This window comes from Spongiibacter thalassae, from assembly GCF_012272835.1.
In the GTDB taxonomy this organism is placed as follows: domain Bacteria; phylum Pseudomonadota; class Gammaproteobacteria; order Pseudomonadales; family Spongiibacteraceae; genus Spongiibacter; species Spongiibacter thalassae.
On the sequence record NZ_JAAWWK010000002.1, the window covers coordinates 617,666 to 643,900 of the forward strand.

22 protein-coding genes, 1 tRNA gene and 1 other RNA gene are annotated in these 26,235 nt (G+C 57.6%); 20 read left to right on the plus strand and 4 right to left on the minus strand.

What is annotated here, in order from left to right:
- Positions 1–14 precede the first annotated feature (14 nt).
- Positions 15–2,078, minus strand: a complete 2,064-nt coding sequence (gene mnmC / locus HCU74_RS06970; RefSeq protein WP_168449685.1) for a bifunctional tRNA (5-methylaminomethyl-2-thiouridine)(34)-methyltransferase MnmC2/FAD-dependent 5-carboxymethylaminomethyl-2-thiouridine(34) oxidoreductase MnmC1 — start codon at positions 2,076–2,078, stop codon at positions 15–17.
- On the opposite strand from mnmC, the gene HCU74_RS06975 reads away from it, so the two are divergent.
- From HCU74_RS06975 to HCU74_RS07040, 14 genes are all read left to right on the plus strand, one after another.
- Positions 2,046–3,755 (plus strand): peptide ABC transporter substrate-binding protein, encoded by a 1,710-nt coding sequence (locus HCU74_RS06975; RefSeq protein ID WP_168449686.1) that lies wholly within the window; start codon positions 2,046–2,048, stop codon positions 3,753–3,755. The two genes, mnmC and HCU74_RS06975, sit on opposite strands and share 33 nt — an antisense overlap.
- A complete protein-coding gene (locus tag HCU74_RS06980) occupies positions 3,755–4,702 on the plus strand; it encodes an ABC transporter permease (protein WP_345889660.1) in 948 nt (315 codons plus the stop codon). Before HCU74_RS06975 ends, HCU74_RS06980 begins: the two co-directional genes overlap by 1 nt.
- Entirely contained in the window at positions 4,699–6,000 is a 1,302-nt protein-coding gene (locus HCU74_RS06985) for an ABC transporter permease (protein WP_168449687.1), read from the plus strand. Before HCU74_RS06980 ends, HCU74_RS06985 begins: the two co-directional genes overlap by 4 nt.
- Positions 5,997–6,977 carry an ABC transporter ATP-binding protein gene (locus HCU74_RS06990; protein WP_168449688.1) on the plus strand — a complete coding sequence of 327 codons (981 nt, stop codon included), beginning with the start codon at positions 5,997–5,999 and terminating at the stop codon, positions 6,975–6,977. The genes HCU74_RS06985 and HCU74_RS06990 overlap by 4 nt, the downstream gene beginning before the upstream one ends.
- Positions 6,970–7,974, plus strand: coding sequence for an oligopeptide/dipeptide ABC transporter ATP-binding protein (locus tag HCU74_RS06995; protein WP_168449689.1), 1,005 nt, complete (start codon positions 6,970–6,972; stop codon positions 7,972–7,974). The genes HCU74_RS06990 and HCU74_RS06995 overlap by 8 nt, the downstream gene beginning before the upstream one ends.
- 31 nt (positions 7,975–8,005) lie before the next feature.
- Positions 8,006–8,467, plus strand: a complete 462-nt coding sequence (locus HCU74_RS07000) for a hypothetical protein (protein WP_168449690.1) — start codon at positions 8,006–8,008, stop codon at positions 8,465–8,467.
- 131 nt (positions 8,468–8,598) lie between these two features.
- The gene (locus HCU74_RS07005) at positions 8,599–10,299 is read left to right on the plus strand and encodes an AMP-binding protein (RefSeq protein WP_345889661.1); all 1,701 of its coding nucleotides are present in this window, start codon (positions 8,599–8,601) and stop codon (positions 10,297–10,299) included.
- A gap of 88 nt (positions 10,300–10,387) precedes the next feature.
- A complete protein-coding gene (gene hrpA / locus HCU74_RS07010) occupies positions 10,388–14,284 on the plus strand; it encodes an ATP-dependent RNA helicase HrpA (RefSeq protein ID WP_168449691.1) in 3,897 nt (1,298 codons plus the stop codon).
- Positions 14,285–14,484: 200 nt separating this feature from the next.
- Entirely contained in the window at positions 14,485–14,892 is a 408-nt protein-coding gene (locus HCU74_RS07015; RefSeq protein WP_168449692.1) for an HvfA family oxazolone/thioamide-modified RiPP metallophore, read from the plus strand.
- Positions 14,880–15,731 carry an HvfB family MNIO-type RiPP peptide maturase gene (locus HCU74_RS07020; RefSeq protein ID WP_168449693.1) on the plus strand — a complete coding sequence of 284 codons (852 nt, stop codon included), beginning with the start codon at positions 14,880–14,882 and terminating at the stop codon, positions 15,729–15,731. The genes HCU74_RS07015 and HCU74_RS07020 overlap by 13 nt, the downstream gene beginning before the upstream one ends.
- A gap of 1 nt (position 15,732) precedes the next feature.
- Positions 15,733–16,476: an HvfC family RiPP maturation protein gene (locus tag HCU74_RS07025; protein WP_168449694.1), complete on the plus strand. Its 744-nt coding sequence runs from the start codon at positions 15,733–15,735 to the stop codon at positions 16,474–16,476.
- Positions 16,477–16,560: 84 nt separating this feature from the next.
- A complete protein-coding gene (locus HCU74_RS07030; protein ID WP_246864482.1) occupies positions 16,561–17,334 on the plus strand; it encodes an MlaA family lipoprotein in 774 nt (257 codons plus the stop codon).
- Between the two features lie 75 nt (positions 17,335–17,409).
- Positions 17,410–18,591, plus strand: coding sequence for a PP2C family protein-serine/threonine phosphatase (locus HCU74_RS07035; RefSeq protein ID WP_168449695.1), 1,182 nt, complete (start codon positions 17,410–17,412; stop codon positions 18,589–18,591).
- A gap of 4 nt (positions 18,592–18,595) precedes the next feature.
- Positions 18,596–19,084 (plus strand): STAS domain-containing protein, encoded by a 489-nt coding sequence (locus HCU74_RS07040; protein WP_168449696.1) that lies wholly within the window; start codon positions 18,596–18,598, stop codon positions 19,082–19,084.
- A 69-nt stretch (positions 19,085–19,153) separates the two neighbouring features.
- Here the strand turns inward: HCU74_RS07040 and HCU74_RS07045 are convergent, their stop codons facing one another.
- The 3 genes from HCU74_RS07045 to dusA are packed head-to-tail and all read right to left on the minus strand — an operon-like array spanning position 19,154 to position 21,597.
- Positions 19,154–19,594, minus strand: a complete 441-nt coding sequence (locus HCU74_RS07045; RefSeq protein ID WP_168449697.1) for a tellurite resistance TerB family protein — start codon at positions 19,592–19,594, stop codon at positions 19,154–19,156.
- Entirely contained in the window at positions 19,594–20,544 is a 951-nt protein-coding gene (tal, locus tag HCU74_RS07050) for a transaldolase (protein ID WP_168449698.1), read from the minus strand. The genes HCU74_RS07045 and tal overlap by 1 nt, the downstream gene beginning before the upstream one ends.
- Before the next feature lie 27 nt (positions 20,545–20,571).
- A complete protein-coding gene (gene dusA / locus HCU74_RS07055) occupies positions 20,572–21,597 on the minus strand; it encodes a tRNA dihydrouridine(20/20a) synthase DusA (RefSeq protein WP_168449699.1) in 1,026 nt (341 codons plus the stop codon).
- Between the two features lie 111 nt (positions 21,598–21,708).
- Between dusA and gltX the strand changes: the two genes are divergently transcribed.
- From gltX to ffs, 6 genes are all read left to right on the plus strand, one after another.
- Positions 21,709–23,205, plus strand: coding sequence for a glutamate--tRNA ligase (gene gltX / locus HCU74_RS07060; protein WP_168449700.1), 1,497 nt, complete (start codon positions 21,709–21,711; stop codon positions 23,203–23,205).
- 106 nt (positions 23,206–23,311) lie between these two features.
- A tRNA-Ala gene (locus tag HCU74_RS07065) sits at positions 23,312–23,387 on the plus strand.
- Positions 23,388–23,543: 156 nt separating this feature from the next.
- Positions 23,544–23,822, plus strand: coding sequence for a polyhydroxyalkanoic acid system family protein (locus tag HCU74_RS07070; RefSeq protein ID WP_168449701.1), 279 nt, complete (start codon positions 23,544–23,546; stop codon positions 23,820–23,822).
- Positions 23,823–23,941: 119 nt separating this feature from the next.
- Positions 23,942–25,330 carry a DegQ family serine endoprotease gene (locus HCU74_RS07075; RefSeq protein WP_210425139.1) on the plus strand — a complete coding sequence of 463 codons (1,389 nt, stop codon included), beginning with the start codon at positions 23,942–23,944 and terminating at the stop codon, positions 25,328–25,330.
- Positions 25,331–25,401: 71 nt separating this feature from the next.
- On the plus strand, positions 25,402–26,013 hold the full coding sequence (locus tag HCU74_RS07080; RefSeq protein ID WP_168449702.1) for a DUF4136 domain-containing protein: 612 nt from the start codon (positions 25,402–25,404) through the stop codon (positions 26,011–26,013).
- Between the two features lie 96 nt (positions 26,014–26,109).
- Positions 26,110–26,206: signal recognition particle sRNA small type (ffs, locus tag HCU74_RS07085), an RNA gene on the plus strand.
- Positions 26,207–26,235 lie beyond the last annotated feature (29 nt).

The window sequence follows — 26,235 nt, forward strand, 5'->3', positions numbered from 1 at the left end:
GTCGGCGGTAATTCCTAGCGTCTATGCCGGCTGAGGTCGCGGATAATAAAACGTGCCGGGCTCAAGGCCTCGCTCAGATGCCGCGGTAGCGGCCGGGCTTCACCGCAAAGGTAACTGGCCAGTAACTCAGCGGCCATCGGCGTTGAGGTCAAACCTCGTGAACCGTGGGCCACGTTGATATACAGATTGGCGTGATAGCGGCCAGGGCGGCCGACGGTGAGCCGGGCATCCTTGCGCAGGCTGGCGAAATCGCGATCGAAGGCGGCGGTGTCGGGCAGCGCGCCAACGATGGGCATATAGTCCGGGCTGGCGCAGCGCAGTGCCGCCCGGCCGCCGATCACCTCGGTGTCGTCGGCGATGACCGCGCTATCCAGAGCGCGCAGTTTGCGCAAATTGTCATGGTGTTCGGCGTCACTGAGTGCCGTGCTGTCGTCATTGAGGTTAAAACTGGCGCCGATGCAGTAGTGATCCGCTATCGGGGGCGCGATATAGCCATCATGGCAGATGACGGTGGCCGGTGGTTTCAATACCGCGTCGGCCGGCAAATAACTCAGTTGTCCGCGAATTTTACGCAGGGGCAAGTAATCACTGTATGGAAACTTGGCGGCGTCGTGGCTGTTGGCAATCACCACCGCGTCGCTTTGAAACTGAGTATCGCCGCAGTCGATTTTCCAACCCTGAGATGTAGCGCGAAGGGATAGTGCCGCCTTGCAGTGGTGAACAGTTATATCGGGGTGCTGGGTATAGGCGGCGCAGAGACTGGTCGGAGAGATCCAGCCCGCGCCCGGGTAGAACAGCCCTGGGCGATCTATCGCCAAACCGGCAAGGGCGGAGGCGCTGGCGGCGTCCAGCGATTTAACCCAATGCTGGTCCGCCATGACCTCCGCGACGCGCCGGTATAGCTCTGCTTCCCGCTCACTGCCCGGCAGCTGCAATACTCCGCAAAAATCATGAATAAAGTCACGGCGGTGGGCAAGCTGGCGGTAGTGGTGCAGGGCGTACAAAAAACTGTGCAGGGTAAACTGGTTCAAGGCGCCGGCTTCCGGCGACAGTTTGGTGTAAAGAATGCCCTGGGGATTGCCCGATGCACCAGTGGCCAGTGTTGGCCCCCGCTCGAGCAATTGAACCTGGATGCCGCGCTCTGCCAGCGCCCAGGCGGTGCTGCAGCCCGCCAGGCCACCGCCGATGACGATAACGCTGCGAACGCTGCCGCGGCTTTGGGGCTGATGCCAGGCGACGGCGCCTTTGCGCGGCGGCAGCGGCGGGGCGGGGGAGCCGTCGTCTGCACCGACGAATTCTCCGCAAAGCATTTCCCGCTTGCGGCCAAAGCCCTTGACCTTGCGCACAGAAAACCCGGCGGCGCGGAGGCCCCGCTTTACGACCCCGGCGCTGGTAAAGGTGGCAAAGGTAGCGCCGTCGCGGCTTAAATATTGCATTGCGGCAAACAGGGCCTGCTGCCACATTTCCGGGTTACTTGCCGGGGCAAAACCGTCGAGAAACCAGGCATCAACCACCCGATTGGTGGTGGCGCCGGGCGGATCGTCGCTGTTCGAGGGTTGTAGTGCTGGGTATTCGGTGTCGAGTAGCGCGGGCAGGTTCTCAACGATATCGCCGAACAACAGATCCAGACACACCCGATGGTCGTGCAAGTTGCGGCGATGGTGGCCCGGCAATAAGGGGGGATAAAGCTCCTGGAGAAGGTTGGACAGGGTTGCCAGAGCCGGCCAGTGGCCGTGGGAAATTTGTAAATCCTGCGGCGTTAATGGATGCTTTTCACTGGAAATATAGTGTAATGTCCAGTTTGCAGGGGCGCATTGCTGCCACAACTGCCAGGCCAGCAGAAAATTCAGGCCAGTACCAAAGCCGGACTCGCAAATAGTGAATCTTCCGGGACATTGCGGGTCAAGGTTTTGCCAGCGTTGCGCCAACTGATTGTGTTGTAAAAATACGTACTGGCTTTCGGCCAGGCCGTCATCCCTGGAAAAATAGACGTCGCCATACGCCTCGGCGCAGGGAATACCGTCCTCCCAGCTGAGAGTGGCGCTTTGGATAAAATAAGGATTGTCGCGGTGTTCCAAGTTGGGCCTGCAAAAGCTGAGGAAAAAGCGGGCTACATTGTAGCAGTGTTTCCCGGGGCTATCGCCAGGCTCTCCGCCACCCTCCGGCAGCTTCTGTTACTGGTTTTGTGCCTGCTGCCGGCGCTGTCTGGTCACGCCGCGGCGGTCGACCCGGTTGACCAACGCATTACTCTGGCGCTGGCGACGGAACCGCCTACCTTGAACTCGAGCATTGCCACCGACTCAATTGGCAGCTTTGTGCTGTCCCACCTCATGGAAGGGCTGTTGCGCTACGGACCAGGGGGTGAACTGGAGGGCGGGGTCGCCGAGCGCTGGCAGCTGGAGGAGTCCGGTGCGCGGTTTTGGTTGCGTAGCGATGCCCGCTGGAGCGACGGCAAGCCGGTCACCGCCCACGACTTTGTTTTTGCCTGGCGCCATGCCCTGAAACCCGCTACGGCCTCCCAGTACGCGTTTATCTTCTTCCCCATCAAAAATGCCGAGGCGATTCAAGCCGGCCAGCTACCCGCAAACACGCTGGGTGTTCGCGCCGTGTCAGAGCGGGAATTGGTGGTGGAATTTGCCCGGCCCTGCCCGTATTTTCTCAGCCTGACGGCATTTATGACGTTTATGCCATTGCGTGAAGACGCCGTGGAAAAGTGGGGGCGAGCCTACGCCGCCGATGCCGACAAAATGTTGGTCAATGGCGCTTTTACCCTTAATAAATGGGTTCACGGTGCCCACCTTCGCTTGCGCAAAAACCGCCATTACTGGGACCGCGACAGCGTCAAAATTCGGGAGATCGATCTGCCCTATATCACCTCGGATCCCAGCGCCCAGTTCAATCTGTTCCGCGACGGCCAAATCGCGCTGGCCAACCTCGATACTGGCTTGCTCGATGAAGCGGTAAAGCGCGGTCATCCCATTCACCACTTTCACACCGGCGCGCTTTATTTCCTCGAATTCAACTTTCGCGAGGGGCGGGTAACGGGTAATTACTATTTCCGCAAAGCCCTGCAATACATTATTGATCCGGCCACGCTGGTGAATAAAATTATTGGCCTGCCCGGAGTGTTGCCCGCCTATTCACTGTTTCCAATGACGGTGCGCGGTGTGGCGGCGCCGTTTCGCGAGGAATATCCTGAAATGCGGGTCAAGGCCGACATCGCCCTGGCGCGACGCTACCTCGCGCGGGCGAAAAAAGAGCTGGGTCTGGAGGCGTTCCCGCCGTTGATGTTGTTGGTTGGGGACAGTCCCCGAGCACTGCAGGAGGCGGAGTACTACCAATATGTCCTGCAGCAGGGCCTGGGCCTGGAAGTGCGTATTGACCAACAGGTGTTTAAACAGCGGCTGGAGAAAATGCGTCGGGGAGACTTTGATATTGTGGCCGCCGCCTGGGGGCCGGATTACGATGATATTATGACCTTTGCCGATTTGTTCGCGTCATGGAACGACAACAATCGCGGGCGCTACCATAATCCGGCCTACGACTACTGGGTGAGTCTCGCCCAGCAGAGCAGCGACCCGGTAGAGCGGTTTGAAGCCATGGCCCGCTTGCAGAATATTGTCACTGAGGATGTACCGATTTTGCCGACCTATGAGAACGGCGCGTTGTATGTGCAACACCCTATGTTAAAGGGCGTGCGACGCAATGTTTTTGGTGGTGACCCCAGCTTTCGCTTTGCATGGATTGAACGCTAGTGCTGTTTTATATCGCGCGCCGCCTGCTCTTTGCCGCCTTTACCATTTGGTTTATCGCGACGGCGACATTTTTCGCGATGCACGCCGTGCCCGGCGACCCCCTCACGCAGGAAAAGGCGATGTCCCCGGCAGTGCGCGCCCAGCTGGAGGCCCGATACGGCCTGGATAAGCCCCTCGACGAGCAGTACCTGTTGTTCCTGGGCAATATGTTGCGCGGGGATTTTGGTATTTCCTTTACCCAGGAGAACCGGCGGGTCAACGATATTATCCGCGAGCATTTTCCTATTTCGGCGACCCTGGGCCTGGCGGCGATTCTCATCGCTCTGGTGGGCGGCGTTGCCGCAGGCAGTGTCGCGGCCCATTTCCGCAATCGCTGGCCGGACCGGGCGGTGATCTTCGCCGTGATTGCAGCAATCTCCCTGCCGGGTTTTGTGATCGCGGCAATGGCCCAGTTGCTGATTGTGCGTCTCAATAGCGCGGTAGACAGCACCTGGCTGCCGGTCGCTGGCTGGGGTGGGGTCGAACACGTGTGGATACCTGCCCTGGTGCTCGGTTTGGGCACGATGGCCTATTTAAGCCGCCTGATGCGGGCGTCGATGCTGGAGGTGCTGAGCAGCGACTATGTGCTGGCTGCCCGTTCCAGGGGTATTGGTCCCTGGCGTCTGTTCTGGGGACACCAGCTGCGCAATGCGATTTTACCGGTGGTAACCGAGCTGGGGCCGTCGATCGCGGCGATCACCACCGGGGGGTTTGTCGTCGAATTAATCTTCGCGATACCCGGTCTGGGGCGCTACTTTGTGCAGGCGGTGCAGCAGCTGGACTACACCGTGATTATGGGCACCACCGTGTTCTACGGGGCGTTTCTGGTGATCGTGGTAATGCTGGTGGATATCAGCTACGGCATTATCGACCCCCGCATTCGCCTGACCTCGGGGCGCCGCCGATGACCATTCCGGTTTTTCGTTTCGCTCCCTGGCAACCCGCCGAGCAGCAGCTGGATCACATTGCGCCAGCGCCGCTGCCGAGCCCCTTCACCCCCAGCGTGGTGTTGGCGAGTGTCGCGGTGCTGCTGTTGCTGTGTTTTGTCTCCGTAGGGCCGCTGTTGTGGCCGCAGAGCCACTCCACCCAGTGGCTATCGCAGGTGTCGTTGGGCCCGACGACGGCGCGGGCGGCCAAAGTGGTACGTGACGAAGGCCTGTGGCGGCCCCATGGTGACGTGCGGTCGTTGCGGGTCGCAGACGCCAATACCGAGCGGGTGCGCTTACATTGGCCTGCGCTGCCGGAGGTAAAACGCTACCAGCTCTATCGGGGCAGTGGACTCGACGCAGGACTGGGTCTGCCGCTGGCGATCAGTAGCACCCCTTATTACGAAGATCGCCTGCAATTACGCCGCGCGCTGTACCGCTATAGCATTGCCGACGCGGATACCGGGTTATTATTATTCTCGGTGGAAGTGCGTCCCCAACAGGCTATTTCAGAGTTTGAGGCCCGCCTTCAGGGTTTGATTGTCGGTCACAAAACGACACTGCCCAGTACAATTATGTTACCTGCCCACCCCCTTGGTACCGATGCGCTGGGCCGGGATATTTTGGCGCGTCTGATGGCGGGCGGAGCGACATCGCTATTCGTCGGGGTAGTGGCGCCGCTGCTGTTTATCTCTCTGGGCTGTATTCTGGGGGCGATTGCCGGGTATGCCGGTGGGGTTGTCGATCAGGCGATTATGCGGCTGGCTGACTTTGTCGTGGCGCTGCCCTTTTTGCTCTTTATGATTTTGTTCAGAGTGGCTTTCGGAATTGGGCCCGGTGAAAACGGAATCGCGCCGTTGATACTGGCGATGCTGGTGCTGAGTTGGCCGAGCAGTGCGCGGCTGGTCAGGGGGCAGGTCCTGGCGCTGAAGGGGCAGCCCTATGTCGAGTCGGCGCTGCTGTCAGGCTTGAGTACGGCCGCCATATTGGCGCGGCATATTTTACCCAATGTGCTGCCGATTATTCTGGTGGCCTTCAGCTTTGCCATTCCCCAGGCGATATTTACCGAGGCCTTTCTGTCCTTTATCGGCATGGGGGTGTCGCCGCCGAGTACCTCGTGGGGGGCAATGTGTAACGACGGCATCAAAACCCTGCTCAGTCACCCACGACACATGCTGTTGCCCGCGCTGTTTATCAGTATCTCGGTGCTGGCCTTCAATATTCTTGGCGATGCGCTGCGGGATATCAGTGATCGTCGCAGTGGTGGGGTCGGGCGATGAGTTTGCTGGAAGTCGAAAATCTGTCGCTGCATATTGGAGCCCTGCACGCTCTGCGAGGGGTTTCCTTCAGCCTTGATGCCGGGGAATGTCGCGCTCTGGTTGGGGAATCGGGCTGCGGTAAGTCGCTCACCGCGATGAGCCTGCTCGGGCTGACTCCCCCTGGGGCGGTGTTCCATGCCGATGCCTTCACCCTCGCGGGCGAGGTCCTGCCTGCTCAGGGTAGTCCTGCCTGGCGTCGGCACCGGGGCGCTGACATCGCGATGATTTTCCAAAATCCGATGACGGCGTTAAACCCCACGCAGACCGTTGGCGCACAGTTGGCCGAGTCCTTCGTGCTGCATCGAAATCTGGGACGGCGGGAGGCAATGACGGCAGCGGTAGCGCTGCTGGAGCGCCTGGCAATTCCGCAGCCGGCGCAGCGCGCCGCCCAATACCCCTTTGAGTTCTCCGGCGGTATGTTGCAGCGGGTGATGATCGCCATGGCGGTGGCCTGCCGACCGAAACTGTTGATTGCCGATGAGCCGACGACGGCGCTGGATGTGACGGTGCAGGCGGAGGTGCTTACCCTGTTGGCGGAATTACAGCGAGAACAGGGCACAGCGCTGCTGTTTATTACCCACGACCTTGGCGTGGTGGCAGAGATTGCCGACAGCGTCACCGTGATGTATGCCGGCGAGAGTGTTGAATCCGGCTCGGTGGCACAGATATTCAATCGCACTGCACACCCATACAGCGCGGCGTTGCGGGCCGCAGTACCCAGTCTTAAACAGGACCGACGACCGGAGGGCATTGTTGGCAGTCCACCGGATTTGCGCCGGGAGGTAACTGGTTGCGCCTTTGCCCCGCGCTGTCGCCAGCGCATGGCAATATGTGAAGACACAGTGCCGGAGTTTCAATGTGGAGAGGGGCAGCGAGTACGTTGCTGGCGTTGGCATCCGGACCATCCCCTGCGCTGGCGGGAGGCCGAAAATGGCTGAGCGCCTGGTGTCAATGAGGGGCTTGAGTTGCCATTTTCCCGCCGCCGAGGCTGGCGTGAAGCTCGCCGCTGTGGACGCTGTCGACCTGGATATTTACGCCGGGGAAATTCTGGGTCTGGTGGGTGAGAGCGGTTCGGGGAAGTCAACACTGGGGCGAATGCTGGCGGGTCTGCAACAGCCGAGTGCAGGTACCCTGCGTTTTCACGGCGAGAGTGATGCCGGTCGTGCCCGCATCTCTTCTGTGCAAATGGTATTTCAAGACAGCTACGCCAGTCTGAATCCGCGGCGGCGTATTATCGACAGTTTGATGGAGCCGCTGGGGGTTGCCCGGGTCAGTACCCGCGACAAGTTAAGCAAAGCGGCCAAATGGCTTGAGCGGGTGGGGCTGAGCCGCGATGCGGGTGAGCGTTTTCCCCATGAGTTATCCGGCGGCCAGCGCCAGCGTGTCGGCATAGCCCGGGCCTTTATTGCCGAACCGCGACTGGTGGTGTGTGATGAAGCGGTGTCGGCCCTTGATGTGTCAGTCCAGGCGCAAATTATCAACTTATTGCAGGATATCCAGCGGGACAGCGGTACGGCTATCGTATTTATCGCCCACGATCTGGCGGTGGTGCGCAGCCTGGCGGATCGCACCGCGGTGATGTATCTGGGGGAGATTGTCGAGCTGGGCAGCAGCGCGCAGGTGTTCTCCCGCCCCTTGCACCCCTATACTCGCAATTTGCTGGCGGCTCACCCCGAGGCAGAGTTGAACTCCCAGGGGCGGCATCGACGCAAGGTTGCACCGGCGCAGGAGCGCCGTTTGCCCTTGAGCAACGACAGCGGCTGCCGCTATGCCCCGCGCTGCTCGCTGGCAAAACCCTTCTGTCTGCGCACGCCCCCGGCTCTGGCTGTCAGCGAGGCGGGCAGTGAGGTCGCCTGTCATCGCCTGAGGGAGATCGAGCAATACCTTGCGTCGAGGGCGGCGAAAGCTCACGACGACGAATCATCAATTTTGTAATTGGGCCGTATGGCCGCTATGGAAGTGGTAAATGAACGTAAAAATAGAAATTCCCGCGCTGATGGTAATGGCGTCTGCACTGCTTAAATCGCGAATCGTTGACGCCCAGCGGGTAGTTGGCAAGCAGTATTTCCGCGAGCTGGAAAAGGGCAATCCGGTGCTTTTGTCCGACGTGAAACTGGAAGATAACTCGACAATGCGTTTCAGCCTGTCGATGAATACCGAGGAATTCCGTGGGCCGTTAAATTTCAGCGCGTTTCGCAATCAGGTAATAATGCTGATTGATACCTACGCCAAGTTTCTTGAAACCGAGCAGGAGCCTCGGGTCATGAGCGACGACGGCAATGTGCAGCACGTGATTTTTGTGCCAGTAATCAGTCAGATGCAGAACAATCTCAATGCGCTGGTGATGGCGTTTGAACAACGCAATAACGCCGAGATACGTCTACAATTGATGTTCGTGGACCCCGAGCAGTTCGTCGCGAAGGGGTAAGCAGTGTTGACAGTGAACACAAATCTCGCTAGTTTGCCGAAATTGCGCGCGGTTCTTTAGGCACTCGACCAGAGCTCTGGCTTCGGGACTGTTAACCGCGTAAATAACAAAAACACCGTTAGGGGGCGACCTTGTCTGAGTCACAACAGCAAATTGCAGAAATCATCAAAGCTGCGCGGGAGCGTATTGGCCTGTCCAATGAGGTTGATCTGGGAGAGTTTCCCAACCTCGTGGGCATGTTTAACTACTGCGTAACAACCTACGCCGACAAACCAGCGGTGACCTGCCTGGGGGCAACCCTGACCTACGGTGACCTCGACCGTCTGTCCCGTCAGTTTGCGGCCTACCTGCTGGAAGACAGCGGCTTGCAGCCCGGCGACCGCATTGCGATCCAGATGCCCAATATTCTGCAATATCCGGTGGTGCTGTTCGGTGCGCTGCGTGCCGGTATGATTGTGGTGAACACCAACCCGTTGTACAGCGAACGTGAGCTGAAACACCAGCTTGTCGACTCCGGTGCCAAGGCCATTGTGGTGCTGGCGAATATTGCCAAAATCGCCAGCGTGGTGGTGCCTGATACCGGCGTCACCCAAGTCATTGTCACCGAAGTCGGCGACTTGCACCCTACGTTCAAGCGTCATCTGATTAACAAGGCGCTGAAGTATGTGAAAAAAGAAGTGCCTGCGGTGAAGTTCAAGTCTTCGATCAGCTTTTTGAAAGCGCTTGCCAAGGGTAAGGGTAAAAAAGTGGTCGATGCCTCACCGGATGCCGAATCCCTGGCCCTGCTGCAATACACCGGTGGCACCACAGGTGTGTCCAAGGGCGCGATGATCAGTCATCGCAACCTGATGGCGAACGTGCTGCAAAGCCGCGAAAATTTCTACAGCTATGGCCTCGAAGCGGGCAAAGAGTCGTTTATTGCGCCGTTGCCGCTCTACCATATTTACTCGTTCATGCTGGCCTTTGTGGTTATGCTGCAGGGCAATCGCTCCATTTTGATACCGAATCCCCGCGACCTGGACAGCGTTATCAAGGAAATGAAGCGCAATACCTGGAGCGGCATGAGCGGCATCAATACGCTGTTTGTTCAGCTGTGCAAGCATCCTGAATTCCCCAAGCTTGATTTTTCCAACCTGAAAGTGACCCTTTCAGGGGGCATGGCGTTGACGGCGGGGGCCGCCAAAACCTGGAAAGATGTGACCGGTGCCGAAATTTACGAGGGCTACGGCCTGACCGAAACTTCGCCGGTGGTTTCTATTAACCCCGGTGGCGCGAATCAGGTGGGCACCATTGGTTTGCCCTTGCCGGGTACAGAAGTGCGTCTGGTGGACGACGACGGCAACGATGTGCCCCTGGGTGAACGCGGTGAGCTGTGCATTCGTGGTCCACAGGTGATGATGGGCTACTGGCAGCGTCCTGACGAAACCGATAAAACCATCAAGGACGGTTGGCTGTACACTGGTGATGTGGCGGTGGTGCAGGACGACGGCTACCTGAAAATTGTCGATCGCAAGAAAGATATGATTCTGGTGTCCGGCTTTAATGTCTACCCCAACGAAATTGAAGATGTGCTCAGCGCCCACCCGAATATCGCCGAGTGCGCGGCCATTGGTGTGCCGGATGAAAAATCCGGTGAGGCGGTGAAAATCTTTGTGGCACCGAAGTCGGGTACCATTGATGAAGCGGAATTGAAGGAATTTTTGCGCGATCGCCTGACCGGCTATAAAATGCCGCGCTATATCGAGGTTCGTGATGAGCTGCCCAAAACCAATGTGGGTAAGGTATTGCGCCGTACACTGCGCGACGAGGAGCTGGCGAAACGGGCTAGCTGATTGATCGCAGCACAAGCAAGGGCGCCTGAGGGCGCCCTTTTTTTTGGCTTTTCGCCGGGTCTGGTGAAGAGCCATCATTTGGAGAACTATGTCTGCCGCAGAATGGGACACGATTAGCCGCCAGATCGAGCAGTGCTACCTGCCGGATCGCTGGCCACTTCGGCAACACTTGCAACGTTTGCGCCGCCGGAGTGAAGGTGACGAGGCACTGGCGGAGTCGCTGGCGGAATTGCAGCGGCGTATGGCGCAGTCGCAGGCCAGGGTTGAGCGGCGCCGAGCCGGTGTCCCCAACATTAGCTATCCCCCAAACTTGCCAGTGAGCGAGCGGCTGGAGGATATCCGCGCGGCGATTGAAGGGCATCAGGTGGTGGTACTTGCCGGAGCGACCGGCTCGGGCAAAACCACGCAAATTCCCAAACTGTGTTTGCAAATGGGCCGGGGAGTGAGCGGCATGATTGCCCACACCCAGCCGCGGCGGCTGGCGGCCAGAACAGTGGCGGAACGGATCGCTGACGAACTCGGTACGCGAGTCGGTGAGGCCGTGGCCTATCAGGTGCGGTTTCAGGACGTCAGTTCTGACGACAGTTATATCAAGCTGATGACCGATGGGATTTTGCTGGCGGCGATTCAGCAGGACCGGTATCTCAATCAGTACGACACCATCATTATCGACGAGGCCCATGAGCGCAGTCTGAACATCGATTTTCTGCTGGGCTATCTGAAAACCCTGCTGCCGAAGCGGCCCGACCTCAAGATCATTATCACCTCGGCGACGATCGACCTTGAACGGTTTTCAGCCCACTTCGACAATGCGCCGGTGATTGAAGTGTCCGGGCGAACCTTCCCGGTGGAATATCGCTATCGCCCGCTGGAGGAGTTGAGCGCCGAGCAGGATCTTGGCGTAGGCATTGAATCTACGCTGCGAGAGTTGATGGCCGAAGGGGCTCACCAACGGGGTGATACCCTGGTATTCCTCAGTGGTGAGCGTGAAATTCGCGAAACCGCCAGGCATTTGCGCAATGCCGAATTGCCCGGGGCAGACATTTTACCGTTATACGCGCGACTCAGTGCCGGTGAGCAACAGCGGATTTTTGATACCTCCAAGCGCCGGGGGTGGCGGGTGGTGTTGGCCACCAACGTTGCCGAAACCTCGCTGACAGTGCCGGGTATACACTATGTGATCGATGCCGGAACGGCCCGCATCAGTCGCTACAGCGTGCGCAGCAAGGTGCAGCGCCTGCCCATCGAACCGATTTCCCAGGCCAGCGCCAATCAGCGCTCGGGTCGCTGTGGTCGCCTGGCGCCGGGTATTGCTTACCGGCTATACAGCGAAGACGATTTTGAGCGCCGCCCGGCCTTTACCGAACCGGAAATCCAGCGTACCAACCTCGCCGCGGTGATTTTGCAGATGCTCCAGCTTGGGCTGGGGGATATTCGCAAATTCCCCTTTGTTGACCCGCCAGACTCCCGCTTTGTCCGTGACGGCTACGCCCTGTTGCAGGAGCTGGGCGCGGTGGAGAATGAAAAGCTCACGCCGCTGGGGCGTCAACTGGGCAAGTTCCCGGTAGATCCCCGCATTGGTCGCCTGCTGTTGGCGGCGGCGGAGAAGGGCTGTCTGAACGAAATGCTGATTATCGCCAGTGCGCTGAGTATTCAGGATCCCCGTGAACGCCCCGCCGATAAGCAGCAAGCCGCCGACGAGAAGCACCGCCGCTTCTGGCATGAACAGTCAGATTTTATGGCCTTTGTTTCACTGTGGGAGTACGCCGAAGAGCAGCGTCAGGCGCTCAGCGCCAATCAGTGGCAGAAGCTGTGCAAGCGGGAATTTCTCAGTTGGATGCGCATGCGCGAGTGGCGGGAGGTTCACCACCAACTGCGCCTGATGGCGCGGCAGATGAAACTCAAGGTGAATACAGAACCCGCCGATTATGCCAGCGTTCATCAGGCGTTGTTACCGGGATTTCTCGGCCAGATTGCCAACCGCGCTGAGGCTCGGGAGTATCTGGGCGCACGCAATCGCTCACTGCGTATTTTTCCCGGCTCGTCGTTGCGCAAAAAAACGCCGCCTTGGATAGTGGCCGCCGAATTGGCGGAAACCTCCCAATTGTTTGCTCGCTGTGTTGCCGCGATTGAGCCGGAGTGGCTGTTTGGTATCAACGACAGCCTGCTGAAACGCCATTACCATGAGCCGCGCTGGCAGGCGCGTACAGGCCGGGTGATGGCCTATGAACAGACCCTGCTTTACGGTCTGTGTATTCGCGATCGCCACCGAGTGCATTACGGACCGATTGACCCGGTGGTGTCCCGGGAAATACTGATCCGCGAAGCGCTGGTTGAGGGGCGCTACCGGGGCAAGGCCGCGTTTTTTGCCCACAACCGCCGGCTCATCGCCGAAGTGGCCGAAATGGAAGACAAGGCCCGACGCCGGGACATGCTGGTGTCGGACGAGGAGTTGTTCCGTTATTACGATGAGCGGATTCCCGCAGGGATAACGACTGCCAAGCAGCTGGAATCCTGGCTGAAAAAGTCTGCTGACCGCGATCTGCTGAAAATGTCCAGGGGCGATGTGATGCGCCAACTGGAATCGGTTGACGGCGCGCAGTTCCCCGACACGATGACAGCGGGGGGGATTCAGCTTGCACTGGAATACCGCTTTGAACCGGGGCACCCGGAAGACGGTGTCAGTGTGCGCCTGCCATTGAAGTACCTGCACAGTATTCCCGACGGGCGCTTTCACTGGTTGGTGCCGGGTCTGCTGCGGGAGAAATGTATAGCCCTGGTAAAGGCCCTGCCCAAGGCGCAGCGCAAGCAATTGGTGCCGGTGCCGGATTATGTAGACCGGGCCTTATCGCGGATGCGACCCAGTGACGAACCCCTGCTGCCAGCGCTGGCGGCGCGTCTCAGTCAGCTGAGTGATGTGGCTATTGATCTGTCAGCCTGGGCAGAGGCCGAGATTGACGATTACTACCGCGCCAATATCAAGGTGCTGGATGAAACTGGCAAGGTGCTGGAGCAGGGGCGCGATATGCGCCGTCTGCGAGAGGTGTTGGCCGATGCGGTGCAGCGCAGCATCGCCGAGGAGAGCGCCGACCAGTTTGACCGGCAGGTGCTCCATGAGTGGACGATACCCGAGCTGCCGGTTGAGCATCAATTCAAACAGGCCGGTGCCACTCTGACGGCATACCCCTGTCTGCGGGATCTCGGTGATGGGGTGGAATTGGGCTTGGCGGAAACCCTGGATGAGGCGACCGCGCTCAGCGAGCGCGGGGTGCTGCGTTTGTTGTTGCTGCGCTTGCCCCAGCAGGTGAAAACACTGCGCGGCAATCTGTTTCGCGACAATGCCATTCAGCTGCAATTTGCTGCGACGGGACAGGATAAGGCCCGCTGGCTGGAAAATTGTTTATTGGTCGCCGCGCGCTCGGTGTTTTTAACCGAGGGCACGAGATTGCCGAGAACCGAAGACGAGTTCGATAAAATATGGCAGGCGGGGCGGGCCAATTTCCACGATCAGGCCCAGGCCTACGGCGAATTATTGAAGCGCATCCTGGCGCATTTTTCGTCGATTAAACGACGCCTGAAAAAACTGAATAGCCTGAGCTGGATTCACAGCATTAATGATATTCAGCACCAGCTGGCGGGATTGTTTCAGGAGGATTTTATCTGCCGGGTCGATGGGGACATTCTTGCCGAATATCCCCGATACCTGGCGGCAATCGAAGAGCGTCTCGACAAACTCGACGGTCATTATCAACGCGATCGGCAGTGCACGCTAGTGGTGGAGCCACTGCAACAGCAATGCGACGCGCTGTTGGAACGATCGCCGGAGTTGTGGCAAAAATCCCCCTTATTGCGAGAATATCGCTGGCTGCTGGAGGAGTTACGTGTCTCCCTTTTCGCTCAGCGACTGGGCACCAAACAATCGGTGTCAGAAAAACGCCTCAAGCAATTGTGGAAAGAACTTCAGCAGGATGTAACATTCAGTTAGCGTGCTCGTCAGTAGTGTGTAAAGGGGGATATTTGCGAGCTGCGGCTTGTGTTGTCTTCTTTAACAGCTAAATTAAGACTGTCTGAAATCCGGGGGTCGTGATAACCACGTAATAGGTGGCGAGATCACTGACTACCAATATTTCGATAGTGAACCGTGATCTATCAATGGCGATTCCCGCCGCCCAAGGAGAAACTACTATGGCGTCATTTTCAAAAAAACCGCTGGCTACCGCGTTCAGTGCCGCGCTGCTTGCCACCGCAATCACTCCCGCAATGGCCGACAGCAACCCCTTTGCAGCAAACCAACTTTCCGGTGGCTACGACCTGAGCAACTCAATGGGTAATTCCGACAAGGCTGAGAAGAGCGAAGCCAAGTGCGGAGAGGGTAAGTGCGGCGAAGGTAAATGTGGTGCCGAGAAAAAAGCCGCGAAGGAAGGTAAATGTGGCGAAGGCAAATGCGGCGAAGGTAAGTGTGGTGCCGAGAAAAAAGCCGTGAAGGAAGGCAAGTGTGGCGAAGGGAAGTGCGGTGAAGGTAAGTGTGGCGCCGATAAAGCGGCCAAGGCTGTTAAAGAAGGCAAATGTGGTGAGGGTAAATGCGGCCACTAGTTGACCTGCCTGCACAGAGTGCAGGCCTCGGTTTACGGCGCGCCCTGTTGGGCGCGTTTGACGATCTGGAGCCGGGGCAGTTGGACTTTATCGAGGTCGCACCGGAAAACTGGATTGGCCTCGGTGGCCGTTACGGGCGTGCTTTTGCCCGTCTGGCAGAACGCTACCCGGTTACGCTGCACGGTCTGAGTCTGAATATTGGCGGTTTTGCTCCCCTTGATAGCCAGTTGATTGATGACATTGCGGCGTTCATCAAAAAATTCGATTGCAAACTATACAGTGAGCACCTGACCTATTGTGGCGATGAAGGTCACCTCTACGATTTAATGCCCATTCCCTTTACTGAAGAGGCGGTGAAACACGTCGCCGCTCGGGTGAGGGAAGTGCAGGACCGTCTCGGTCAACAGATTCTGCTGGAAAATGCCTCCTACTATGCGGCTCCGGCGCAGCAAATGTCCGAGGTGGAATTTATTACAGCAGTACTCAGTGAAGCCGATTGCGGCTTGTTGCTCGACGTCAACAATATCTACGTCAACAGCATTAATCATCGCTACGACCCCTATGAGTTTTTGCGTGCACTACCCCTGGACCGGGCTGCTTATATTCATATCGCCGGCCATTACGTAGAAGCCGAGGATTTACGTGTCGACACCCACGGCACTGCAGTGATCGACCCGGTCTGGCAACTGCTGGATGTGGCCTATGCGCACTGTGGGCCACTGCCGACATTGCTGGAGCGCGATTTCAATTTTCCGACCATGGCCGAGCTGATGACAGAGGTCGATGACATTCGCCGCGCCCAGATGGTGACCCGTGCCAACATGGCAGCGGGGAATTGATATGGCGCTACCGACTTTTCAGTCAAGCCAGCGAGAACTTACCCGCTACCTGCGCGACCCCGAAGCCCATTCCGGGCCGAAGGGAGTGGAAGCCCGTCGCCTGGCAATTTACCGCGACCTGTTCTTTAAAAATATCGAGGGTTTTCTCAGCAGTGGCTTTCCGGTGTGTCGCAGCCTCTATAGCGACAGTGAGTGGGTTGCGCTGGTGCGGGACTTTATGCGCAGCCACCGGTGCCAAAGTCCGTATTTTCTGAAAATCGCCGAGGAATTTATCGACTTCCTGCAAAATGAGCGCCGCAGCGATAGCGACCCGGAATTCCTGGAAGAGCTGGCCCATTACGAGTGGGTGGAGCTGGCGCTGGATGTTGCCGAGGAAGACTTACCCTCCGCCAAGCCGCTGCCGGAGTCCCTGCTGGCAGCACCGTTGAAGCTATCGCCGCTGGCCTGGCCGTTGAGCTATCGCTACCCGGTGCACAAGCTCGGCCCGGGATTTCGCCCGGAGGCACCGCCGGCGACACCAACCTGTATTGTGGTCTATCGCAACCGCCACGACAGCGTGCAGTTTATGGAGGTCAATCCGGTCACTGCGCGCTTGCTGTCCCTGCTCGATAGCAGTGACTGCGCCTTCGATGCGCTGCAGCAGCTGGCTGCGGAATTGTCGACAGATGCCGGAGCGTTAACAGATTTTGCCGCAGATTTGCTGCAAAACTTGTTCGCTGCCGATATTATCTACCGCGCAGAATAGCCTTGGCCAGAAGTTCGGGAATGCCGCGCCTTGGTGGTGCTGGTATTTAACAAGGCTTCAAGTATAGTGAAGGTGTATCTTCATATGAGAACTCTGACAACAATGGCTTTGCCCCTTTCCCTGAGTTGCGTGCCGTTATTTCGCCGCGCCGTTTTCACCCTGATGTGCCTGGTACCTGTGGTTGCGTTTGCCGCTGAAAGTGAAAAGGTGCTGGGGGATCCCCGAGACCCTTGGGAAGGGCTGAATCGTCATATCTTCGCCTTTAATGAAGTGGCCGACGCCTATGTGGCACGCCCCCTGGCCAAGGGCTATCAGGCGGTGACACCGTCGCTGGTGGATCAGGGCCTGGCGAATATGTTTAACAATATCGGCGAGGTCAAAAACTTCGGCAACGATCTGTTGCAAGGCAATATTGGCGACGCGGTGGTTGATTTGACCCGCTTTGTGGTGAATACCACAGTGGGCGTGGTGGGATTTTTCGATGTGGCTGCCCACCTTGGGCTGGAGCGGGAGTCTGAGGACTTCGGCCAGACACTGGCGGTTTGGGGTGTTGGCCCAGGGCCTTATATCGTGCTGCCGCTGCTTGGGCCGAGCACCCTGCGCGATGGCAGTGGCCGAGTCGTAGACAGTTTTACGTCGTTGACCCGGGATATTGACCCGCTCAGTGCCGAGTTGGCAGTGTCGGGGCTCGATCTCATACAAACCCGTGCAGCCTTGCTGAATGCCGATGAGCTGGTGAGTGGTGACAAGTACACCTTCCTCAAGGATGTGTATCTGCAGCGGCGCGAGTTTTTGATAAACGACGGCCAGTTGCAGGACAGCTTCGGCGATGAGGACTTCGAATCCTTTGATTTCTAACGGTATCGAGGTTGATGTGAATCCTGCACAGTATTGCAACTTGCCAATACCTCGGGGGGTGAGTAAAAAGGCGCAATGACAAGACCCCTTCGTCATCGCCTGTTACTGGTTCAGCAGGACGATGCCATTCACCAACAACTCCTCGCCGCGCTGGAATCTCTGGGCGTTGAAGCGCTGTGCGTGGCCGATCCCGACCAGGCACTGCTGAGCTTTCAGGAAGAGGATGTCGATATCGTGATGATCGATATCGACCTGCCGGGCGGGCGCGGGATCAGCCTACTCGACGACATGGCGGCAGACCCCCGGGAGTTGCCGCTGATCGGTGTGTCGCGCCGCACCAGTCTGGCCGATGTGGTGGCGGCGGTGCGTCACGGGGCGACAGACTACCTGTTGCTGCCGCCGGAAAGCCCTACAGTTATCAGTCATGCCCTCAGTCGCGCCATGGAGCGCTGTGAACTCAAGCGGGAAAACCTCGCCTATCGCACCAAGCTGGAAAATGCCAACCGGGATTTACTGGAGAGCTTGACCCACCTGCAGCAGGATCAGCAGGCAGGGAAGCACGTTCAGCAACTGTTGTTGCCCGATACCCCCAAAGAAATTCACGCCTACCGCTTTTGCCATTTTATTCTGCCCTCGCTGTACCTGAGTGGCGATTTTGTCGATTATTTTCTGGTGGGCGACGACCATGCGGCGTTTTTTGTGGCGGATGTGTCGGGCCACGGCGCCAGTTCAGCCTTTGTTACGGTGTTTCTGAAAAACCTGTTTGCTCGCAAGCGCAGCGACTTTCTGCATCGGGGGTCTACGGCGATTCTGTCTCCGGCAAAAATGCTGGCGATTGCCAATGCGGAGTTGCTGGAAATGGGCATTGGCAAACACGTTACGATGTGTGTCGGCGTGTTTGACCTCAAATGCCATCAGTTGAGCTATTCGGTGGCGGGGCACCTTCCTGCGCCCGTACTGGCGACCGAGGGCAAGGCGGAGTTTCTTCCCGAGCACGATATGCCGGTGGGGCTATTTGCCGATGCGCGCTTTACCGACCATATGATCGCGTTTCCACCGGGCGCCGTGCTTACTCTGTTCTCGGATGGTATATTAGAGGTTATTGATAAAGGAAACCTCGAGGAGAAAGAGCAGGCATTGTTAAACTTACTCAGTGCCGGACAGTCTACCTCTAATGAACTCGTTGACGCCTTTGGGCTCACTAGCGTGAGCGAAGCGCCGGACGATATCGCGATTTTAGTTGTCTGCAGGTTATAGGCTGATGCAACCAGGAAAAATACTGGTCGCCGAGCAAGACGGCTCCTTCGTCATCAAATTGGTGGGCGATGTGCGGCTGACATTGTGTACGACGATGGATGAATTTTTTGACGAAATGCTGGGCACCAGCGGTTTTGTCAGTGTCGTGGTGGATTTGGCTGATGCGAGTAATATCGACAGCACCACTCTGGGTTTACTCGCCAAGTTGGCGATCAAAGCCAAGCAGCGTTTTGCTTATACGCCGCTTATTCTGTCAACCAACCCCGATATCACTCGAGTGCTTGAAAGCATGGGCTTCGATCGGGTGTTCCGCATTCGCGAAGAACCCTTGTGCACCGATGAAGACCTGGGTGAGCTGCCGGTTCTTCCCGACAGCGAGGACCGTGTGTGCAAGCGAGTGCTTGAGGCCCACCGGGTACTGATGGGCATGAACGAGAGCAACCGGGCCAAGTTCCGCGAATTGGTGTCATTGCTTGAAGGACAGTGCTTCTAGGACAGTGCTTCCAGGGCAGTGCTTCCAGGACAGTGCCAGGATAGTCCACGAAGGTTGCGCGGGCCCGGGCTAGTGCCCGGTTGCCGACAGCTTTGCGCGGATGTAGTCGGTGTGGGGCAGATAGATCAGGTCTGATATTTTGCGAATCAGATGCTCCTCGTATTTATCAATGACTCCGTCTACCGCCGCAACTTCCCACAGCGCCTTGACCAAGGCATATTTTTCCTCGTTATTACAATTGTCGTTTATATAGCGTGTAAAGGGGTACAGCGAGGTGCTGTCAGCGCTGCGTTGTTCGGCGCGCTGCATAAATTCATCCAGCGTCGCCGGCTCGACCCTATACCGCTGAGCCATCAGGTGGCGGATTTTTGTAAGTTCCTGGGCGTGTTGTTCGTAATCGGATTTACTCACTTCCAGTAGCAGGGCCGCCGCAGCAAGTTCGGCAGTGATGTCTTCAGCCTGGGTATCGGCGCTGTCTGCGTCGAATAATTGTTTTAGAAAGTCCAGCATCACTTCGCCCAGGTGTTCAGCAGGTGTTCGAGCTTTTGTTGGTCGGCGGCAAAGGCGCGGATGCCCTCGGCCAGCTTTTCGGTGGCCATGGGGTCCTCGTTAAGAGCCCAGCGAAAGGTCGATTCATCCAGGATCAGTTTATCGTGCTTAGTGGTGACCGTATCCGCCGACAGCGCCCGTTGCAGCTTGCCCTGATCGTCGCTTAGCTGTTCCAGTAGGGCCGGGCTGATGGTCAGTCGGTCGCAACCGGCCAGGGCTTCGATCTCGCCGGTGTTGCGAAAGCTGGCGCCCATGACCACCGTGGGATAGTTGTGCTGCTTGTAGTAGTGGTAAATGGCGGTCACCGACTGGACGCCGGGGTCTTGCTGAGGGTGTTCTACCTTCATCCCGTGGGCGACATGCCAGTCGAGGATGCGGCCAACAAAGGGAGAAATCAGGGTGGCACCTGCCTCGGCGCAGGCCGCGGCCTGGGCCAGGGAAAACAGCAGGGTGAGGTTGCACTCGATACCCTGTTTTTCCAGTTCTGCGGCAGCCTGTATACCCTCCCAGGTAGATGCGATCTTGATAAGCAGCCGATCCTTGCTGATGCCCGCCTGTTCATACAGGGCGACAATGTGCAGGGCTTCTTCGATGGTGGCGCGGGTGTTGAAAGACAGCCGGGCATCGACTTCGGTGGAAACTTTGCCGGGGACAATGCCGCAGATTTCCTTGCCTATCGCCACTGCCAGCTCCATGCTGGCCTGTTTCAGGGTGCTTGCATCATCGGCTTTTACCGTGCGCGCGACAATATTGTCGATCAACGCGCGATACTGGGGAAGCTCCGCGGCCTTGAGTATCAGCGATGGGTTGGTGGTCGCGTCCTGGGGAGTAAAGCGGCGAATGGCTTCGATGTCACCGGTGTCGGCAACGACATCGGTCATTGCTTTTAATTGTTCTAGCTTGCTGCTCATTGTTACATCCTGTGTTGAATTCTAATGTCAATGCTGGGCCGCGCGTTGCTGTTGGTATTCCTCGCTGCGTTGCTGGGCGCTCACCACGTAATTCAGCGCGGCTTCGAGGGTGTCAGTGCCCGCTTCCGCTGTGTTGGCGTTCTCGCTCAGGTGGCGGCGAAATTGCCTGGCGCCAGGGCAGCCATTGAACAGGCCCAGCATATGTCGAGTGATATGATGCAGCCGAGTTCCCTGGCCCAGCTCCTGCTCGATATAGGGATACATTCGGCGCACCACCTCTACGCGGCTGGGCGGGGTGCCCGCCTGCTGGTATATCTTGTTATCAACCTCCGCCAATTGGTAGGGGTTTTGGTAGATGCTGCGCCCCAACATACTGCCATCGACCTGTGACAAATGCGATACGGCGTCGTCGATGGCATTGATGCCGCCGTTGATAACCACCTCCATCGTGGGGAAGTCGCGTTTCAATTGATACACCATCGGGTAATTCAGTGGCGGTATCTCCCGGTTTTCCTTGGGGCTGAGCCCCTGTAGCCAGGCTTTGCGGGCGTGAACAATGACGGTGCCGCAGCCAGCGTCGGCCAGCTGGCCAACAAAGTCGCGCAGCGGGCCGTAGCCCTCCTGGTCGTCGATGCCGATGCGATGCTTTACGGTGATGGGCAGGGTGCCGGTGTCGAGCATGGCCTTCACGCAGTCGGCGACCAGGTCAGGTCTGGCCATCAGACAGGCGCCGAAAAATCCGTTCTGAACTCGATCTGAGGGGCAGCCACAGTTCAGGTTGACCTCGTCATAGCCCCATTCTGCTGCGAGCTTCGTCGCCTGCACGAGGGCGGCGGGGTCGCTGCCGCCCAGCTGCAGCGCCACCGGGTGTTCGATGTCGCTGAACTGGAGGTGACGGTGCTGATCGCCATGGAGCAGGGCGCCGGTAGTGACCATTTCGGTATACAGTACGGCGTGGCGGCTCAGCTGCCGCCAGAATACTCGGCAATGTCGGTCAGACCAGTCCAGCATGGGTGCCACACAGAAACGGCGGTCGAGATCAGGTGTGGCCATGTAATTCCTCTGGAGTGGGTGAATCTTTTATCCCGGGGGCCGTATAATGGCCGCCAACTGAGCGCCTGGGGCGCATAAACGTCAATTGTAACAAATGGAAGCCAACACTCCATGACCGTTCGTACTCGTATTGCACCTTCTCCCACCGGCGACCCCCACGTCGGCACTGCCTATATTGCCCTGTTTAACTACTGCTTTGCGAAAAGTCAGGGCGGCGAATTTCTGTTGCGAATAGAAGACACCGACCAGCAGCGGTCTACGCCGGAATCGGAACAGGCCATTCTCGACTCACTGCGTTGGTTGGGGCTGGATTGGGATGAGGGTCCGGATGTCGGCGGTGCCTGTGGTCCCTATCGTCAGAGTGAGCGCAGTGAGATTTACCGGGAGCACTGCGAAAAGCTGATCGAGCAAGGTCTGGCTTTTCGCTGCTACCGCACTGCGGAGGAACTCAATGAGATGCGTGACGCCCGCCGAGAAGCGGGATTGCACAGCGCATTGAAGCCCTCTGATTTGCGTTTGGCGGAGGACGAGGTTGAGCGCCGCGAGGCCGCTGGAGCGCCCTATGTGATTCGCATGGTAGTGCCCGAAGACGATGGTCGCTGCGAAATTGACGATATGCTGCGGGGCAAGGTCGAGCTGGACTGGTCTCAGGTTGATGCTCAGATACTGCTCAAGTCAGATGGTCTGCCGACCTACCATCTGGCCAATGTCGTGGATGACCACCTGATGGGGATCACCCATGTATTGCGCGGAGAGGAGTGGTTGAACTCTGCCCCCAAGCACAAGCTGTTATACCAGTACTTTGGATGGGAAATGCCGGTGTTATGTCACCTGCCGCTGTTGCGTAACCCGGACAAAAGTAAATTGAGCAAACGCAAAAACCCCACCAGTATTTTGTATTACAAGCGTATGGGATTCTTGCCCGAGGCGCTGCTCAATTACCTGGGGCGTATGGGCTGGAGCATGCCCGACGAGAGCGAAAAATTCAGCCTGGCGACAATGCTGGAACACTTTGATATTCAGCGTGTGAGCCTCGGTGGTCCCATTTTCGATGTGGATAAGCTGCGTTGGCTGAATGGTCTGTGGATGCGGGAGGATTTCAGTGACGACGAACTCATCGACCGCATGCAGGCCTGGGCGCTTAATCGCGACACCCTGAAAAACTTGCTGCCCCATCTGAAACCTCGCGTCGAGGTATTTACTGATATTGCTCCCCTCGCGGCGTTTTTCCTGTCGGGGATGCTGCCCATTACCAGGGAAAGTTTTAACGGCTGCGCGCTGGATGAGGAGGAGTTGGTGTCGGCCCTGCAATGCTGTGTGTGGCGTCTAGAGGCGGAGCAGGACTGGCAGCGGGACACTCTGTTTGCCGCAGTGAAGGCCCTGGCTGATGGTTTGGGTATCAAACTCAAGGACTTTATGCCGCCGCTGTTTATCGCTATTGCGGGTACAACATCGTCGATTTCGGTGGTCGATTCCATGGCCTTGCTGGGGCCGGAAATGACCCGCGCGCGCCTGCGCTTTGCCGTTGACTGCCTTGGTGGTGTTGGCAAAAAACGCTTGAAAAAACTGGAAAAACGCTACGAGCAGGCATTGAGCGCCGAAGGCTGAGCGGGGGAGAAAAGGCTCATTGCGTACGAACGACGATTTTTTTAATTTACTTAAAAAATCGTGTTGACAAGGGGGGGCGCTGACTTTAACATGCGCAGCCTCTTTCGGGGCTATAGCTCAGCTGGGAGAGCGCTTGCATGGCATGCAAGAGGTCGGCGGTTCGATCCCGCCTAGCTCCACCAAAATAGAAGAACCGCCTTAACCGGCGGTTTTTTTATGTCCGGCGTTTTTGTCGCCGCCGGGTACAGATAAATCATCAGGGGCGGGCATCCATGGTCGCTACTGCCTATAATCAGCTCTGGTAGCAGATCGACGAGCCGTGTTTTGGAGGCAATAACATGTCAACTATTGCGCTAAGTCAGCGTCACAGCAAGAACCCTGATGAGGTTCGCGAGATGCTGAATCAATTGGCCGAGAAACTGGATCAGCGCTATGACCTCAAGTCGCGCTGGTTAAGTGACAGCCAGCTAGAGCTTCAGCGCAGCGGCGTCAAGGGTCGGCTGACCTTGACCGGCAGCGAAGTGAAGGTCGAGATCAAGCTCGGTATGTTGATGTCGCCCTTCAAAAGCAAAATTCAGGACGAAATTTCCCGCGCGATGGCGGAAAAACTCGCCTAAGCCCTACCGGTGAGCGAGTCTCGCCGAGTGGTGATGACAAGACTTTGCTTTCTTGGGGGATTTTTTTTATTTTTTGCACTCTAAGCACTGATATATCGTGACGAGGAGTTCGACGCCCTATGCAGCAAGGTCAAGGTAGACAATCCCTGAGATATTTTTTTAGCGGCACACGAGCGATGTGTGTCGCGCTGGTGTTTCTACTGGCCCAGCCGAGCCTGGCATTGTTGCCGGGGGTGCTGGGGGGTGGCGAGAAAATGCCGAGTCTTGCGCCAATGCTCAAGACGGTAAACCCCGCAGTAGTCAATATCTCGACCTTCACCACCCAGCGCGTGCAACAGAACCCACTGTTGAACGACCCCTTCTTTCGCCATTTTTTCAATGTGCCTCAGCAGCAAATGCAGCCCAGGCAGCGGCGTACCCAGAGCGCGGGCTCTGGTGTCATAATTGATGCCAAAAATGGCACGGTGCTGACCAATCATCACGTGGTGGCCGGTGCCGACGAGATTATGGTAGCCATGGAGGACGGGCGCAGCTTCAAGGCGACATTATTAGGGGCCGACCCCGATGTTGATATCGCCGTACTTAAAATTGAGGCGAAAAATCTGGTTGATGTTCGTCTGGCGAACTCCGATCAGCTGGAGGTCGGTGACTTCGTTCTTGCTATCGGCAACCCCTTTGGTTTGGGTCAGACGGTCACCACCGGTATTGTCAGTGCGCTGGGACGAACCGGTCTCGGCATCGAGGGCTATGAAAACTTTATTCAGACCGACGCCTCTATCAACCCGGGTAATTCCGGCGGGGCATTGGTCAACCTGCGTGGAGAGTTAGTCGGCATCAATACGGCTATTCTTGCGCCGTCCGGTGGCAATGTGGGCATTGGTTTTGCCATACCCACCAATATGGCGATGGCCAGTGTTGAGCAGATTCTTGAGCACGGTGAAGTCAGTCGCGGCCAGCTTGGCGTGATTATCCAGGATTTAACCCCTGAGCTGGCGGAGGCGTTTTCGATTTCAGAGCGCACCCGTGGGGCGGTGGTGGCCGAGGTGCAGCCCGGCTCTGCGGCGGAGAAGGCTGGTCTCAAGGCGGGAGACGTGGTGATCGAGGCGGCGGGCAAGGCCGTTATCAGTTCAGCTCAGCTGCGTACGGCAATTGGTCTGCGTCGGGCCGGTGACAAGGTGACGTTGAAGGTGCTGCGCGATGGCAAAACCCTGTCGTTGAAGGCCGTGCTGGGCGAGGTCGAAACCTCGGTGTCAGCGGATGCCGGTATTCACCCATTGCTCGAGGGTGTGGCACTGTCGGACGACGAGGGCGGCGTGAAAGTGACCCAGGTCAAAGCCGATGCGCCGGCGGCGGACAAATTGCGGGCGGGTGATCTGATTGTGTCGGTCAACCAGCGTCGAGTGCAAAATGTTGCCGAGTTCAGAAAATATGCATCCCAGAGTGAAAATGGCATGCTGCTGCGGGTGATCCGCGGGCGTTATGCTACCTGGGTTGTGCTGAAGGGCTAGTCGCTGCGCTTGCTACGCGGCCGGGAATGTCGCGGGTATTTGGCCTGCGAACAGGGCAGGAGGTTCTCGTTATGAACAAATTTCGTTCATTGGTGTTCGGGGTGTTGGTCGCAGTATTGCTGTTTGGCTGTGCAGATCTGCCCGTCAACACTGACTATGCGGTGGACTACAATTTCAGCCAGATAAACAGTTATGGCTGGCTGCCGGGGCCGGAAGCGAAAGGGGGGAGTGCCACCGACCTGCACAATACCGAGTTGATGCATGTGCGCTATATGGCGGCGATTAACCAGCAGTTGGGGTTAAAGGGCCTGCAGTTGCGCAATGCGACCGACAAACCCGATGTGCTGGTGGTCTATCATTTGGGCAGCAAGGATAAAACCGTCGTCGATAGTTTCGGTTCCTGGTATTCCCATTTTGGCTATTATCCGTGTTATCACTGCGACCATCGCCCCGGCTTCGGCCATATGCACTTCCACGAGAGCGATCTGTGGGTGCGCGAGTTCACCGAGGACAGTGTCGTCATCGACATTATTGAGGCCGAGTCGCGCAAAATGCTCTGGCGGGGCAGTGTTCAACGAATTCAGCCGGTGCTGCAGACCCCCGAAGAACGCAATGCCTATGTCAGCGAAACTGTGGCGGCAATTCTGGCCGCCTTTCCGCCGGGGAGTCGGCAAGGGGAGTAGAAATTTAGCGTGCTTGTCCCTTGCATGTGGCAGGTCTTTCCACGACAATAGCGCCCCTCGATGAGACGTCGTTTTGTCGGTCTGCTATGGTGGTCCTTCCGGTCCCCTCGCAACGATAGATAGCAAACCCCGCCAGGCCCGGAAGGGAGCAACGGTAGTTATCAACTCGTGTGCCGGGGTGTGGCTGGTTGGACTGCCACCCAAATCCCTATCTCTGTGATT

Bases quoted from the DNA above. Each gene is read 5' to 3' on its own strand.
- dusA (WP_168449699.1), bottom strand. From the start codon at position 21,597: ATGGCCACACCTGATCTCGACCGCCGTTTCTGTGTGGCACCCATGCTG.
- HCU74_RS07045 (WP_168449697.1), bottom strand. From the start codon at position 19,594: ATGCTGGACTTTCTAAAACAATTATTCGACGCAGACAGCGCCGATACC.
- HCU74_RS07035 (WP_168449695.1), top strand. From the start codon at position 17,410: ATGACAAGACCCCTTCGTCATCGCCTGTTACTGGTTCAGCAGGACGAT.
- HCU74_RS07040 (WP_168449696.1), top strand. From the start codon at position 18,596: ATGCAACCAGGAAAAATACTGGTCGCCGAGCAAGACGGCTCCTTCGTC.
- HCU74_RS07070 (WP_168449701.1), top strand. From the start codon at position 23,544: ATGTCAACTATTGCGCTAAGTCAGCGTCACAGCAAGAACCCTGATGAG.
- HCU74_RS06990 (WP_168449688.1), top strand. From the start codon at position 5,997: ATGAGTTTGCTGGAAGTCGAAAATCTGTCGCTGCATATTGGAGCCCTG.
- HCU74_RS07025 (WP_168449694.1), top strand. From the start codon at position 15,733: ATGGCGCTACCGACTTTTCAGTCAAGCCAGCGAGAACTTACCCGCTAC.
- HCU74_RS06995 (WP_168449689.1), top strand. From the start codon at position 6,970: ATGGCTGAGCGCCTGGTGTCAATGAGGGGCTTGAGTTGCCATTTTCCC.
- HCU74_RS07080 (WP_168449702.1), top strand. From the start codon at position 25,402: ATGAACAAATTTCGTTCATTGGTGTTCGGGGTGTTGGTCGCAGTATTG.
- HCU74_RS07000 (WP_168449690.1), top strand. From the start codon at position 8,006: ATGAACGTAAAAATAGAAATTCCCGCGCTGATGGTAATGGCGTCTGCA.
- HCU74_RS07015 (WP_168449692.1), top strand. From the start codon at position 14,485: ATGGCGTCATTTTCAAAAAAACCGCTGGCTACCGCGTTCAGTGCCGCG.
- HCU74_RS07075 (WP_210425139.1), top strand. From the start codon at position 23,942: ATGCAGCAAGGTCAAGGTAGACAATCCCTGAGATATTTTTTTAGCGGC.
- HCU74_RS07030 (WP_246864482.1), top strand. From the start codon at position 16,561: ATGAGAACTCTGACAACAATGGCTTTGCCCCTTTCCCTGAGTTGCGTG.
- tal (WP_168449698.1), bottom strand. From the start codon at position 20,544: ATGAGCAGCAAGCTAGAACAATTAAAAGCAATGACCGATGTCGTTGCC.
- gltX (WP_168449700.1), top strand. From the start codon at position 21,709: ATGACCGTTCGTACTCGTATTGCACCTTCTCCCACCGGCGACCCCCAC.
- HCU74_RS07020 (WP_168449693.1), top strand. From the start codon at position 14,880: ATGCGGCCACTAGTTGACCTGCCTGCACAGAGTGCAGGCCTCGGTTTA.
- HCU74_RS06985 (WP_168449687.1), top strand. From the start codon at position 4,699: ATGACCATTCCGGTTTTTCGTTTCGCTCCCTGGCAACCCGCCGAGCAG.
- hrpA (WP_168449691.1), top strand. From the start codon at position 10,388: ATGTCTGCCGCAGAATGGGACACGATTAGCCGCCAGATCGAGCAGTGC.